Source organism: Haloferax marisrubri, assembly GCF_001469875.2.
Lineage (GTDB): Archaea > Halobacteriota > Halobacteria > Halobacteriales > Haloferacaceae > Haloferax > Haloferax marisrubri.
Map to the genome: position 1 here is coordinate 96,151 of NZ_LOPW02000003.1, position 13,755 is coordinate 109,905.

The window sequence follows — 13,755 nt, forward strand, 5'->3', positions numbered from 1 at the left end:
GACATCGGCCGCGGGCGGCGGGGGAGTCAGCGTTCGTCGACCGGCGGCCGGGGGAGCGGCGAGGCGTCGGCCCGACAGTTTTCGATGCGCTGGCTGGCCCACGACACCGCCGACGGCGACTCGTTGTAGATGACGCCCGCGAGACCGCTCTCGGAGTACGCGACCAGGAAGGCGACGGGACCGTCAGGGAGGTCGGAGACGACGAGGCTGTACGGGAGCGACTCGACCGACCGGAGCGAAAAGGAGCTGACCGACCACGCCTCGGCGAGCTGTGGCCGGTACGCGGTGACGAGTCGCTGGACCACGTCGTCGGTGGCGACGAGGTCGACCGGGGTGCCGTCCTCGACGACGGCGCGGTAGTAGGCGTCGACCTGTGAGGGCAGGGCTCCGCGAACGCACCCGCGTATCGACGTCGAACCCTCGACGAAGGAGGTGAGCTTCGAGAGCGCGGGACCGGGGCCGCCGTCGTCGACGGCGACGACCTCACAGCCGTCGAGGAACACCGGCGCGAGCGGCGCGTTCGAGTCGAGCGAGTCGAGCACCGCGGCGGCGGCGTCGATGTCGTCCAAGCACTCGACGAACTGCGAGTAGGTGTCGAGCGCAATCCGCCCGGCGAGCGTCGGGTGGTGGACGCCGTCGGTCGTCTCGATGAAGCCGACGCGCTCTAACTCGCGGAGGCCGCGGTCGACGGTCGACCGTGACACGGGGAGCCCGCTCGTGAGTTCCGCGGTGGTCCGAGGGCGGCGAACGACGGCTTCGAGCACGTCGGCACGCGACGCGAGCACGTCGAACACCTCGTCAACCTCGGACCGAACCATGTCGAACTGCATGAACGTGTTACTACTTAAATAACAGGAGAACCGACAAATAGCATATAAACAAACGAGTCATTTATATACTACGAGTCACGCCGTGAGCGAGTGATGCGATGGGTGAAGTAAAGCGTATAGCAGGAGTACGAGGGTATGCCGGGGTGCCTCTGACAACCGGCTTATCGTCCGAACCGGGGTGCCCGGTCCGGTTCGGGCGTCAGAAGGGGAAGACATTCCCCTTCACATTTTGCTTCGAAACGCTTCTTCGACGAGCGGTGTCGCCGTCTCGACCGAGTCGCCGCGCGCGAGGTGCGCGTCGCACGAACAGTCCGAAGAGCCGAAGCCATCGACCGGGGTCGAACCGAGCGACGACGCGAGTTCGGTCGCGACCGCACACTCTACGTCACGGTCGGTGACGCAGACGACCCGCGCGAGGTCGACGTTCGGGTGGCCGCCGAGGTAGTCCACGTGCCAGTGGCGAGCGTCGTGGTCGCCGGCCGCGACGCGCCGATGGCGGAGGACGCGGCGTAAGCCGCCCGTTCCGAACGCGCTCCCGACGTAGACGTAGCCACCGTCCGAGAGGCGATGTTCGCCCAGCGCGCCGACCTCGAGAGTCGCCTCGGGCGCGTCGAAGACCAGCGCGTAGGTCCCGACGGGCGACCGGGAATCGAGAGCCAGCGGGTCGTCGTCGGTCCCGAGGACCGCGGGGTCGAGCGAGTGGACTGACGAGGCGTCGCCGGCCGGGTTCCTCGGGTCGCTCATCGAGTGACGAACGTCGCCCCGACTACGAAAGTTCGGCGGGTCGCGGTTCGGCGTTGTCGAGGAGGTCCGAAAACAGGCCGGCCGCGTCGGCGTCGAGGTCGTAGACGCTGTGGACGTCGTCGGGGTCGCGGCCGCGGCCGCTGGCGGCGCCGACGACCTTGGCGATTCTGTCGTAGTTGTCGCGGACGAGACTGCCGAGGAGTCCGGGCATTCCGGCTCGTTCGGTGAGTTCTTTGGCGGCGGCGCGGCCGGCGTACACGCGCCCCTCCCGGCGGTCGACGAAGACCATGGCGAACGGCACGTCGGCGAACTGGGCGTCGAGGAACGCCTGCGCGGCGTCGTCGTACCACGAAATCGCTTCCACGTCGTCGAGGCGCTTCAGCGCCGACGCGGCGACGGAGCAGTAGGCGCACTCGCCGTCGTAGATGAGCACGGCGGCCGCGGACTCGTTCATACGCTTCCGTCGGGACGCGGAGAACAAAAACAGCGCGGCGGTCGTGGCTCGTGTTACCACGTCGAGTCTGCGACAGCGTTAGGGCGACCACGTCCGCAGTAGGCGTGTGGACGACCTCATCGAGTGGCTTCGGACCAGACCGTACTACGAGGGGCAGATTCGGTCTCACCGCCGGTTCGAGGCTTGCGAGCCGGCGTTCGCCGACGTGGACCTCGAACCGCGATTGGCGTCGGCGCTCGAAGACCGCGGCATCGACCGACTCTACCGGCATCAGGCCGAGGCGGTCGAGGCGGTCCGCGACGGGGAGAACGTCGTGTTAGCGACGCGGACCGCGAGCGGCAAGAGCCTCGCGTACACCGTGCCGGCGTTCGAGCGGGCGATGGACCACGGCGGCCGGACGCTCTATCTCGGCCCGCAGAACGCGCTCGTCGCCGACCAACTCGACACGCTGTCGGACCTCGCGCGCGGCCTCGGCTTCGGCAGCCGCGTCTCGGTCGACCAGTACACCGGCCGGCTGTCGAAATCCGAGAAGCGAGAGGTGAGAAAGCGGATGCCGACGGTTTTGCTTTCGAACCCCGACATGGTTCACTACGCGCTGCTCCCGCACGCCCACCGGCTGTGGGAGTGGTTCTTCTCCTCGCTGGAGACGGTCGTCATCGACGAGGTCCACGGCTACCGCGGGGTGTTCGGGAGCCACGTCGCCCTGCTCATCCGCCGGCTCAAGCGCGTCTGCGAGCGGTTCGGGGCCGACCCGCAGTTCGTCTGCTGTTCGGCCACCATCGGCAACCCCGTCGAACACGCCGCGCGCATCACGGGCGAGCGGGAGGACTCCTTCGCCCTCGTGGACGAGGACACGAGCGGGACGGGAGAGACCAACTGGCTCCTCTGGAACCCGCCGGAGTACGAGAACCCCGACGCCGGCGGGTCGGGGCGGCGGCGCTCGGGCCACGTCGAGACCAAGAACCTCTTTGTCGACCTCGTCGCGCGCGGTCACCAAACGCTGGCGTTCACCCGGGCTCGACAGGCCGCCGAGCGGTACGCCTCCGAGAGCGCGAGCGACCTCCGGAGTCGCGGCGAGCACGGACTCGCCGGCGAGGTGGCGGCGTATCAGGCCTCGCTGACCCACGACCGACGGCGAGAGATAGAGGCCGGCCTCCACGACGGCGACATCGCGGGCGTCTGGAGCACCAACGCGCTCGAACTCGGCGTCGACGTGGGCGGCCTCGACGTGGTGCTCATCGACGGCTACCCCGGCACGCGGATGTCCGCGTGGCAACAGGCCGGGCGGGCGGGTCGCGGCGACAGACCCGCGCTCGTCGTCCTCGTCGGCGGCGAGGACCAACTCGACCAGTACCTGATGAACCACCCCACCGAGTTCTTCGACGGTGACCCCGAACGCGCCGTCTCCGACCCGGAAAACGACCACTTGCTCCCCTCGCACGTCGCCTGCGCGGCCGCGGAAAACTGGCTCTCGACCGGAGACGAGTCGTACTTCGGTGGGTCGTTCCCCGGTGTCGTCTCCAACCTCGAAGCCGACGGGACGCTGGCGCGCCGGGAGACGGACGACGGCCTCCGGTGGACCCACGACGGGGGCGAGAGCCCGCAGCACGCGATGAGCCTCCGGACCATCACCGACCGCGAGGTGCAACTGATGGACACGCGGAACGACGAGACCATCGCCACGCTGGCGTTCGACGACGCGCTTCGGGACGCCCACCCCGGCGCGGTCTACCACCACCAAGGCCAGACGTACGAGGTCGCCGAGTTGGATTTAGACCGCGACGTGGCCCGACTCCAGCCGACGTGGGCGGACTACTACACGCGGGTCCTCCACGACAAGCACATCACGGTCGAGCGGGACATCCTGTCGAAACCGCTGTCGGCGCGGTCCGACGTGGAGGTCCGGTTCGCCGAGGTGACGATGCGCAAGCAGATAACGGGCTTCGAGCGCCGCGACCCGAAGCGCGGGACGACCATCGGCCAGCAACTGCTCGACCTCCCGGAGACGAGTCTGCGGACGAAGGCGCTGTACTTCACCGTGCCCGGCGACGTGGAATCGGAGATGCGCGAGCTATCGAGCGACCGCCCGGAGGGCCGCGACTACGGCTTCAACGGCGGCATCCACGCCGCGGAACACGGGATGATTTCGCTGTTTCCGCTCCGACTGCTCTGTGACCGCGGCGACATCGGCGGGCTCTCGACGCCGTACCACGCCCACACCGACCAATCGACCATCTTCATCTACGACGGCCACCCCGGCGGAGTCGGCATCACGCGCGCCGGCTACGACATCGTGGAGGGGCTGATGCGACAGACCGCCGACCTGATTTCGGACTGCGACTGCGAGGACGGCTGTCCCTCATGCGTGCAGTCGCCGCAGTGTGGCAACGCGAACGACCCGCTGGCGAAGGACACGGCGGTCCTGCTGTTGGAGTCGCTGACGGGGACGCGGGCCTGAAGCGGGCGGTCGGGCGTGAATCGCCCGCCCTCGCCGACTCGCCGAATTAATTATCACTAAATCACCATTTCAGGGCCGCTATTCCGAACCAATAGCTATTTTTGGGAGGCCTAAATTTATGGAGGCAATGAACGCGGACATCTGCGTGGTCGTCCCGACTATTCGGGAGTACGAGTGCATGCGGTCGTACTTCGACAACGCGCGCGAACACGATTTCGACCTCGACCGGCTCTTCGTCCTCCTCGTCACGGAGGACTTCTGCGACACCGAGGGGATGGAGTCGATGCTGGACGACGAGGGCGTCGCGGGCGCGGTCTTCGACGAGGCCGCCCGCGAGGAGTGGTACGACGAACACGACGTCTCGGAGTACTCGCACCTCGTCCCGGCGGCGAGTCACGCCCAGACGAGTTTCGGCCTACTGTACATGTGGGCGCATCCCGAGTTCGACTACGGCGTCTTCATCGACGACGACACGCTCCCGCACGACGAGTGGGACTTCTTCGGCCGCCACATGGCGAACCTCGACCGCACCGACGAGGTGGAGTCGGTGTCGAGCGACGAGCGCTGGGTGAACGTCCTCTACCAGAACGCCGACGAGCACGGGCTGTACCCCCGCGGATACCCCTACTCGGCGATGGACGAGACGGTCGAAACCGGGACGCGGGAACTCCGCGACGTGGTCGCCTCGCAGGGGCTGTGGACGAACGTCCCCGACCTCGACGCGGTCCGCATCCTGATGGACGGCGACCTCGAAGGGCAGGCGCAGACCCGGACCGACTTCGACGACTTCGACGGCGACTTCGTCGCCGAACCGGGCCAGTACCTCACCGTCTGCTCGATGAACCTCGCGTTCGAGCGCGAGGTCATCCCGGCGTTCTACCAGCTACCGATGGACGACAACGAGTGGGAGGTCGGCCGCTTCGACGACATCTGGTCGGGCGTGTTCCTCAAGCGCGCCGCCGACGTGCTCGACAAGGACGTGCTCACCGGCTACCCGCTCTGCGAGCACAACAAGGCCGCCCGCCCGACGTTCGACGACCTCAACAACGAGGTCCCGGGGCTCGAGCTCAACGAGCACCTCTGGGAGGTCGTGGACGCGGTCGGCGACGACGCCGACAGCTACGCCGGCGTCTTCGAGGCGATGGCCGACGCCCTCGCCGACGGCGACTGGTCTGACTACCGCAACGGCGACTTCTTCAACTACGTCGGCGAGCACATGCGCGACTGGCTGGACTGCCTCGACGCCCTCGCAGCGCCGCGGGCCGCCGCGCCCGCCGACGACTGATTGGCCGACAGCTGACCACCCAAACGACTGCTGACCAACCGGTCGACTGCTGACCGGCCGACGCGCGCCGTCGGACCGGCAGTCGTCTCTTTGTCCCGCGATTCGGGCGCTTCGCCCGACGAATCGGTAGGTATAAATGATTTAGGGAGACCTAAATCCATGTATGCAAGAACGCGACCGAGAGCTTCGCGGCCACAGTCGTCGCCGGTTCATCGCGACGACGGCGGCCCTCGGGGTCGGCGCGCTCGCCGGCTGTACCGGCGGCGACGAGGAGACGGAAACGACGACTGAGTCCGAGAGCGGCGAGGGGGTCGGACAGATCGGTTCCGGTCGCTCGCCGTTCGGCGACCGCGAGATAACCGGCGGCGTGTCCGTCTCGGAGATGCCCGACCTCTCGGGCGAACTCACGCTCTACTCGGGCCGCGGCAAGGCGCTCGTCGGCGAGCTCATCTCCTTTTTCGAGGAGTACTACGACGACTTCACCATCCGCCCGCGGTACAACTCGGCGACCGAACTGGTCAACCAGATTCAGACCGAGGGGCAGAACAGTCCCGCGGACGTGTTCTTCTCGGTCAACGCCGGGTCGCTCGGCGCGTTGAAGGACGCGGGTCGCGCGCAGGAACTCCCGAGCGAGGTGCTCGACCTCGTCCGCGACGAGTTCCACGACCCCGACGGACAGTGGACCGGAACCTCGGGTCGCGCCCGGACCGTCCCGTTCAACACGGACCAGTTCGACGAGTCGGAGATTCCCGACGACATCATGGCCTTCCCCGACACGGAGGCGTTCCGCGACAACATCGGCTGGGCCCCGACGTACTCCTCGTTCCAGGCGTTCATCACGGCGATGCGCGTCCTCGAGGGCGAAGACGCCACGAGAGAGTGGCTGCAGGGGATGCAGGACCTCGGCGTCACGGAGTACAACGACGAGTTCCTCGTCTCGCAGGCCGTCGCCGACGGCGAAATCGGCGCGGGCTTCGCCAACCACTACTACATCCAGCGCATCCTCGCCGGGCGGTCGAACGCGCCGCTTTCGACCGCGTTCACCGCGGGCGACGCCGGCTCGATTTTCAACGTCGCGGGCGCGCTCGTCCTCGACACCGCCGAGGACTCCGAACTGGCGAGCAACTTCGTTCGCCACCTGCTGTCGGCCGAAGCGCAGGACTACTTCGCGCGGACGACCTTCGAGTACCCGCTCGTCTCGGGCGTCGACCCCATCGGCGAGCTTCCGGGCATCGACGAACTCAGCCCGCCGGAGGGCCTCGACCTGACGCAACTCTCGGACCTCGAAGGAACCGTGGAACTCTTGCGTGAGGTGGGCGTTCTCTGAGGTAGCTCACTCATGGCGACCGAACAGCAGACGGGGACCGGTGGGGGGGACGACGAGCAACCGCTCGGCCTGACCGTCGCCAGCGGGGCCGTCGCCGCCGCCGTCGTCGTCCCGCTGTTGTGGCTCGTCAAGACCGCGCTCGAAGTCGGGTTCGCCGAGGCGCTGTCGCTCGTCACCCGACCGACGACCGTCGAAGTGTTTCTGAACAGCGCCGTCCTCGTCACGCTCGTCACCGCCGCGTGCATCGGGCTCGGCGTCCCGCTGGCGTATCTGACCGTCCGGACCGACCTGCCGTTCAGACGCTTTTGGACCGTCGTCGTCTCGCTGCCGCTCGTTATTCCGAGCTACATCGGCGCGTTCGCGTTCGTCTCGGCGTTCGGCCCGCGCGGCGCGTTCCAGCGGCTGTTGGCCCCGCTCGGGGTCGAGTCGCTCCCGGAAATTTACGGGTTACCCGGTGCCGTTTTGGTGCTGACGCTCTACACGTATCCGTACGTGTTCATCACCACCCGGGCCGCGCTGAAGTCGATGGACACCACGCTCATCGACGCCGCGCGGACCCTGAACCACACCCGCTGGGAGTCGTTCAAGCGGGTAACGGTCCCGCAGATACGCCCCGCGGTCGCCGCCGGGTCGCTCCTGACGGCGCTGTACGTCCTCTCGGACTTCGGCACGCCGGCCATCATGAAGTTCGACGCGTTCACGCGCGTCATCTACGTGGAGTTCGGGACGTTCGGCCGCGACACCGCGACGCTCCTGTCGCTCCAACTCATCGCCGTGACGCTCCTCATCTTGACCCTCGAATCGAAGATTCGGGGCGACGAGCGCACGACGACCGGCGGGCGCTCGGGGAGTCCGATGCCGCTCGGTCGGTGGAAGTACCCGGCGCTCGGCTTCGCGGCGCTCGTCGCCACCGTCGCCCTTCTCGTCCCGCTCGGCATCCTCTTTACGTGGCTCGCGCAGGGCGTCGCCGCGACGAGTCAGTCGCTCGCGTTCCAGCCCGAGTACGCGTTCAACTCGGTCCTCGTCGCGGCCGCGACGGCGGGCGCGGCGACGCTCGCCGGCCTGCCCGTCGCCTACCTCGCCGCACGGCACCCCTCGCGGCTGAGTTCCGTCTTCGAGCGCGCGACCTACGTCGGCTACGCGGTGCCGGGCGTCGTCCTCGGACTGGCGCTCGTCTACTTCGGAAGCTCCTACGCGACGCCCATCTACCAGACGCTCTACCTCCTCGTGTTCGCCTACATCATCCGTTTTCTCCCGCAGGCAATCGGGTCGCTCCGGGCGTCGTTCCTCCGGGTCGACCCCGCGCTCCCGGAGGCGGCGCGGACGCTCGGTGAAACCCCGTCGGGGGCGTTCCGTCACGTGACGCTCCCGCTCGTCGCGCCCGGCCTGTTCGGCGGCGCGGCGCTCGTCTTCCTGACGACGATGAAGGAACTGCCCGCGACGCTCCTGCTGCGCCCCTCGGGGTTCAGCACGCTCGTGACGCACATCTGGACGGCCTACGAGCAGGGCTACTTCGGCCAGGCCGTCGTGCCCGCGTTCATCCTACTTTTCGTCTCCGGGCTCTCGATGCTCGTCATCATCACCCAAGAGGGATACGATGTCAAATAGCACACTCTCGACCACCGACCGCTCGAACCGCACGGAATCCACCGGCTCCGACGCCGACGACGAGGACGCCGGCGGCGTCCTCGAACTCGACGGCGTCTCGAAGTCCTACGGCACCGAGTCGGTCATCGCCGACCTCTCGCTCAGCGTCGAGGAAGGCGAAATCCTCACGCTCCTCGGCCCCTCGGGCTGTGGGAAGACGACGACGCTCCGGCTCATCGCCGGACTCGACCGCCCCGACGGCGGCGAGGTCCGACTGAACGGGAACGTCGTCTCCGGCGGGGACACCTTCCGCGCGCCCGAAGAGCGCGGCGTCGGCGTCGTCTTCCAGGAGTTCGCGCTGTTCCCGCACCTCACCGCGGCCGAGAACATCGCCTTCGGCCTGAAAGACCTCGACGAGGCCGAGCGCGACGAGCGCGTTCGCGACCTCCTCGACCTCGTCGGACTGGAGACCCAAGGCGAGAGCTACCCCGACGAACTCTCCGGCGGCCAGCAACAGCGGGTCGCCCTCGCCCGGTCGCTCGCGCCCGAACCGGCCATCCTGCTCCTCGACGAGCCCTTCTCGAACCTCGACGTGGACCTCCGCGTCCAGATGCGCGAAGAGGTCCGCCGCATCCTCAAAGAGGCCGGCGTGACGGCCGTCTCCGTCACCCACGACCAGGAGGAGGCGATGTCCATCTCCGACCGCGTGGCCGTGATGAACGACGGCGACCTCGAACAAATTGGCGAGCCCGAACAGGTGTTCCAGCACCCCGAGTCCCGCTTCGTCGCCGGCTTCCTCGGCTACGCCGGGTTCCTGCCGGGACGCATCGCGGGCGAGGTGGTCGAGACCGAACTCGGGACGGTCGGCCGCGACCAGATTCACGGCCTCGCGCCCGAGTACGACGACACGGACATCGACATCCTCGTCCGCCCCGACGACGTGTCGGCGCACCCCTGCGGCGACGGCGGCGAGGGTCACGGCAAAGTCGTCGGGAAGCGCTATCTCGGTCCGACCATCCTCTACGAGGTCGAACTCCACGGCGGCGACAGTCTGCTGTGTATGCACAACCACGACGAGACCGTCCCGACCGACGGCTGCGTCGAGGTGACGCTCGACGCCGGCCACGAACTCGCGTGGTTCCCGCGCGAACAGCGCCCCGAGACCGGCCCCTACTCGGACTGAGGATGGGTCGGCGAGACTCGAAGACGGACGGCTCTCTCCCGCTCGGCGGCCGCGTGCGAGCCGCAGTCCGCGGGCTCACGTTCGATTTTGACGTTACCATCGACATCGACCGGACCCGGACGCGAAGACGACTCGCCGCGCTCGGTGTCTCGCTTCTCGTCGGACTCGTCGTGACGTGGCTCGCGGTCGATCTCTTTCCGTACCACACCGTCAACGACGACGAGGGCGTCTACCTCACGCAGGCCGCGATGCTCCTCGAAGGCAAACTGTTCCTCTATCCCGGCCAACTGACGGAGGCCGTCAGGCCGTGGTTTTTCGTGGTACAAGAGACGCCGAGCGCCCCCGGCGGCGTCCAACTCTACTCGAAGTACTCGCCGGCCGTGCCGGCGCTGTTCGCGGTCGGCCTCGCCGTCGGGCTTCCGAACCTCGTGTTGGGAGCCGTCGCCGCGGTGTCCGCCGCGCTGGTCTACACGCTCGCGGCCGACGCGTTCGACCGGACGACCGGCGTCGTCGCGGCGGGCCTGCTCGGCCTCTCGCCGTTGTTTCTCCTCACGTCGGCGACGTTCCTCGCGTACGCGCCGACGACGATGCTCAACCTCGGCTTCGCCGTCTGTTACGTCCGGGCGGCGCGCCGCGACTCCTCGGGCTACGCCGTCGTCGCCGGCGCGCTCGTCGGCGCGGCGTTCTTCGCCCGCCCCTACACCGCCGTGCTGTTCGCCCTGCCCTTCATCGCCCACTCGCTGTGGGCGCTCGCGACCGCCCACCGCGAGGGAACCGGCTGGGTCGTCTTCCGACGGTACGTCGCCATCGCGCTCCCCGGCCTCGCGTTCGTCGGCCTGACGCTCGCCTACAACGCCGTCGTGACGGGTGACCCGCTCACGTTCCCCTACATCGCCTTCGCCCCGCGGGACGGCATCGGCTTCGGCGAGCGGGCCATCCTCGGCTACGAAATCGTCTACACGCCCGCGGTAGGCGTCAAGACCGCCGTCGAAGCGCTCGACCTGCTCGCGACGCGCTGGGGGCCGATGGGCTGGCTCGGCACCGTCGCCGCGGTGTTCGGCCTCGGCGTCACCGCCCGCCGCTGGTGGGGTCACAAGACCGGTCGGAACCTCCGCGGGAGCGCGAGACGCCGCCACCACGGACTCGGCGGCCGCGACCGCGCCTTCGCCGAACTCTCCGACGACGCCCTCGCCTGCGTCGTCGCGGGCGTGTTCGCCTCGGTGTTCGTCGGCAACGCCGCCTTCTGGGGGACGCACAACGGCCTCCGAAACGGCCTCATCGACCTCCTCGGACCCTTCTACCACTTCGACGCGCTCGTCCCGCTCGCGGTGTTCGGCGCGGCCGGGGTCGTCGCCGGCGCTCGCCTCATCCGACGGCTGGCCCACCGCCGCTTTTCGGCCTCGGAGGCCCGCGGCGTCGTCTTCTCGGTGCTCCTCGTCTCGGCGCTTATCGCCGGCGGCGTGACGGTCGAGGCCGTCGAGGAACCCTACGACGAGAACCGACTCCGAAGCGAGAACCTCGCGGCGACCTACGAACCGCTCCTCGACGCCGGCTTCGAACAGCCGCCGCTGACTCCGTCGGTTCCGGGCGTCGATGCCGGCGGTCTCGGGAGCGGTGACGGCGGCATCGGCCTCGGCGGCGACTCGGCCGCGACGGGCAACGAGACGAGGGCGCTCGTCTTCCACCCCGACCCCTACGGCGACTGGTCGGCCCATCCCTTCCAAGCGCTCCGCAACGACCCCGGCTTCGACGGCCCGGTGGTGTACGCCATCGACGACGGGGCCGAACAGGACTTCGCGGTCCTCGACGCGACGAATCGGACCCCGTACCGGTTCACCTATCGGGGGACGTGGACCGGAGCGGTGGACGCCGTCGAACCAGAACTGACCCGACTCGACGTGCTCGCTGGCGAGCGGGTCGAGGCGACGACGACGCTCGGCGCGCCCGAGGGGACGAACACGGTGTCGGTCCGCATCGAGACCGACGACGGCTACGCCCGCTACGACGCGGCGATGGCCGAGAACCTGACCGTCGAGTTGTCGTTCTCGCCCGACGGCGTGGCCGTGACGAACCGCCCGTTGGCCGCCGGTCCGGAACGGCTGTCGATTCCGCCGGGCGCGAGCGAGGTCGACCTCGCGGTGACCTACGTCGGCGACTTCGGCGAGACGGTCACCTATCGGCAGACCGTGACGGTCGAGCGCTCGGGCGGCGAGGTGCGCGTCGTCTGGCCGCCGGAGACCCGCGTCTGTCGGCTGACCACCGACTGCGGGACCGAAGGCGCATGGGTCGGTCCCGACGGTGACTACCTCGACGGCGTCTCGGTCGAGACCGACGCGCGCGTCGCCTGAGCGAGAGCCTGCGGCTCTCGGGCGAGTAGTCGGGCGAAAAATGAAACGTCGTGGTCGGCAGTTCAGTCGTCGGCCGGGGCGCTCGTGCCCGACGAACCGAGGAAGCCGTCGACGGTCGCGCGCTTCGCGATGTGCGGGCGGTAGACCCACGCGTTCAGCAGGAGGATGGGAACCATCGTCGCTGCGACGAGCGCGTAGCCGACGTGCAGGTTCGGCAGGAGCACCGACGAGTAGACGAGCGGGTAGGCGATGCCGCCGATGGTACCGACGCCGCCGACGACGCCCGCGACGGCCCCGGAGCTGTTGGGGAACATCGCCGGAACCTGCGCGAAGATAGCGCCTTCCGCGAACGCGCAGGCCATGCCGACCATGAAGCCGGCGGCCACCGCGATGAGGACGGCCCCGGAGAGACCGGCGAGCGTCATGGCGAGCATGGCGACGACGATGAACGAGAGCGACACGAACGTCCACTGCTCGCGGTACCGGCCCTCGAACATGGGCAGGATGTCCATCTCCTTGCGCGCCAGCACGTCGCTGACGTAGCCGCCGATGGGCCGGAGCAGACCGGCCGCGATGGAGAACGTGGCCGCGAACGTGCTCGCGAGCACGAGGTTGTTCGTGTTGAACGCCTCGCGGTAGTAGGTGGCGAGCCAGCCGTTCATCGAGAGTTCGAGACCGAAGCTCATGACGTAGGCGAGTGCGAGCGCGACGGTCCCGTACCGGGTTGCGGTGTGGACCCACTGCTTGAGCGTCGCGTTGTCGGCGGTCGCCTGCCGACGCTCGTCGGTCGCCGCGGCCTCGCCGAGGAAGTAGTAGGCGAACGCGAGCAGAATCGAGACGATACCGGTGTAGAAGAACGCCGCGCGCCAGTTGCTCTGGAAGAGAGGTCCGCTCCAGTCAGCCCCGAACACGCGGGGCAGGATGAGCGCGCCGCCGGCCGCCCCGGCGTTCCCGACGCCGGCGTAGATTCCCTCGGCCATCCCGAGGTTCTCCTCTTCGAACCACTCCGAGACGTGCTGGATGCCGATGACGAACGTGATGCCCGCCGTGGCGACGATGAGGCGCTCGATGAAGAACACGGTGTAGCTCTCGGCGAAGGCGCTCGCCATCGAGAACACCCCGACGTAGCCGAGGACGATGGCGAACACCACCGGCGCACCGAACTTGTCCGAGAGCCAGCCGGTGAGGATGCGGCCGAACGGCGCGAGCCAGATTGCCGCGCTCGCCAGGATACCGATTTCGGCGAGCGAGAGGCCGAACTCTTCGGCCATCGGCCCCGTGAAGGGCGCGAACGAGAACCAGATGAGGAACGAGAAGTTGAACCCGATAGTGGCGAGAAGCAGCGTCCGCCACTTGGTCATCTTTATGAGACCCATACAGCCACCTCCGCCAGAGTAGCACAATCGTGTACAATTTTACCGTTCTGCTGTATTGGTTTGGACATCATGTAGCGGATAGCACAGAGACATCATAGAAAAGTGCTGTCCACAATGCTCCATAAACACTTACCGAATGTTTAGAGAATTGAACCAAATAAGG

The 13,755-nt window shown here is 68.1% G+C and carries 10 protein-coding genes; 6 read left to right on the plus strand and 4 right to left on the minus strand.

Translation table 11 applies throughout. The features are described from left to right. Positions 1–26 precede the first annotated feature (26 nt). From AUR65_RS01985 to AUR65_RS01995, 3 genes are all read right to left on the minus strand, one after another. Positions 27–830 carry a helix-turn-helix transcriptional regulator gene (locus AUR65_RS01985; protein WP_058567996.1) on the minus strand — a complete coding sequence of 268 codons (804 nt, stop codon included), beginning with the start codon at positions 828–830 and terminating at the stop codon, positions 27–29. Between the two features lie 222 nt (positions 831–1,052). Then, on the minus strand, positions 1,053–1,574 hold the full coding sequence (locus AUR65_RS01990) for a GIY-YIG nuclease family protein (protein ID WP_058567997.1): 522 nt from the start codon (positions 1,572–1,574) through the stop codon (positions 1,053–1,055). 22 nt (positions 1,575–1,596) lie between these two features. Then, positions 1,597–2,028 carry a DCC1-like thiol-disulfide oxidoreductase family protein gene (locus tag AUR65_RS01995; RefSeq protein ID WP_058567998.1) on the minus strand — a complete coding sequence of 144 codons (432 nt, stop codon included), beginning with the start codon at positions 2,026–2,028 and terminating at the stop codon, positions 1,597–1,599. Positions 2,029–2,134: 106 nt separating this feature from the next. Between AUR65_RS01995 and AUR65_RS02000 the strand changes: the two genes are divergently transcribed. The 6 genes from AUR65_RS02000 (at position 2,135) to AUR65_RS02025 (ending at position 12,216) form a co-directional block, all read left to right on the plus strand. Then, positions 2,135–4,486 carry a DEAD/DEAH box helicase gene (locus AUR65_RS02000; RefSeq protein ID WP_058567999.1) on the plus strand — a complete coding sequence of 784 codons (2,352 nt, stop codon included), beginning with the start codon at positions 2,135–2,137 and terminating at the stop codon, positions 4,484–4,486. Between the two features lie 127 nt (positions 4,487–4,613). Beyond that, a complete protein-coding gene (locus AUR65_RS02005) occupies positions 4,614–5,771 on the plus strand; it encodes an alpha-1 4-glucan-protein synthase (protein WP_058568000.1) in 1,158 nt (385 codons plus the stop codon). Between the two features lie 163 nt (positions 5,772–5,934). Then, on the plus strand, positions 5,935–7,098 hold the full coding sequence (locus AUR65_RS02010) for an iron ABC transporter substrate-binding protein (protein ID WP_058568001.1): 1,164 nt from the start codon (positions 5,935–5,937) through the stop codon (positions 7,096–7,098). Between the two features lie 12 nt (positions 7,099–7,110). Next, positions 7,111–8,706, plus strand: a complete 1,596-nt coding sequence (locus tag AUR65_RS02015; RefSeq protein ID WP_058568002.1) for an ABC transporter permease — start codon at positions 7,111–7,113, stop codon at positions 8,704–8,706. After that, entirely contained in the window at positions 8,696–9,868 is a 1,173-nt protein-coding gene (locus AUR65_RS02020; RefSeq protein ID WP_058568003.1) for an ABC transporter ATP-binding protein, read from the plus strand. Before AUR65_RS02015 ends, AUR65_RS02020 begins: the two co-directional genes overlap by 11 nt. 2 nt (positions 9,869–9,870) lie before the next feature. After that, entirely contained in the window at positions 9,871–12,216 is a 2,346-nt protein-coding gene (locus AUR65_RS02025; RefSeq protein ID WP_058568004.1) for a DUF7846 domain-containing protein, read from the plus strand. A gap of 62 nt (positions 12,217–12,278) precedes the next feature. Here AUR65_RS02025 and AUR65_RS02030 read toward each other — a convergent pair whose 3' ends face one another. Then, positions 12,279–13,577 carry an MFS transporter gene (locus AUR65_RS02030; protein ID WP_199180551.1) on the minus strand — a complete coding sequence of 433 codons (1,299 nt, stop codon included), beginning with the start codon at positions 13,575–13,577 and terminating at the stop codon, positions 12,279–12,281. Positions 13,578–13,755: the final 178 nt, after the last annotated feature.

Bases quoted from the DNA above. Each gene is read 5' to 3' on its own strand.
- AUR65_RS02020 (WP_058568003.1), top strand. From the start codon at position 8,696: ATGTCAAATAGCACACTCTCGACCACCGACCGCTCGAACCGCACGGAA.
- AUR65_RS01990 (WP_058567997.1), bottom strand. From the start codon at position 1,574: ATGAGCGACCCGAGGAACCCGGCCGGCGACGCCTCGTCAGTCCACTCG.
- AUR65_RS01985 (WP_058567996.1), bottom strand. From the start codon at position 830: ATGCAGTTCGACATGGTTCGGTCCGAGGTTGACGAGGTGTTCGACGTG.
- AUR65_RS02030 (WP_199180551.1), bottom strand. From the start codon at position 13,577: ATGACCAAGTGGCGGACGCTGCTTCTCGCCACTATCGGGTTCAACTTC.
- AUR65_RS02025 (WP_058568004.1), top strand. From the start codon at position 9,871: ATGGGTCGGCGAGACTCGAAGACGGACGGCTCTCTCCCGCTCGGCGGC.
- AUR65_RS02015 (WP_058568002.1), top strand. From the start codon at position 7,111: ATGGCGACCGAACAGCAGACGGGGACCGGTGGGGGGGACGACGAGCAA.
- AUR65_RS01995 (WP_058567998.1), bottom strand. From the start codon at position 2,028: ATGAACGAGTCCGCGGCCGCCGTGCTCATCTACGACGGCGAGTGCGCC.
- AUR65_RS02010 (WP_058568001.1), top strand. From the start codon at position 5,935: ATGCAAGAACGCGACCGAGAGCTTCGCGGCCACAGTCGTCGCCGGTTC.
- AUR65_RS02005 (WP_058568000.1), top strand. From the start codon at position 4,614: ATGAACGCGGACATCTGCGTGGTCGTCCCGACTATTCGGGAGTACGAG.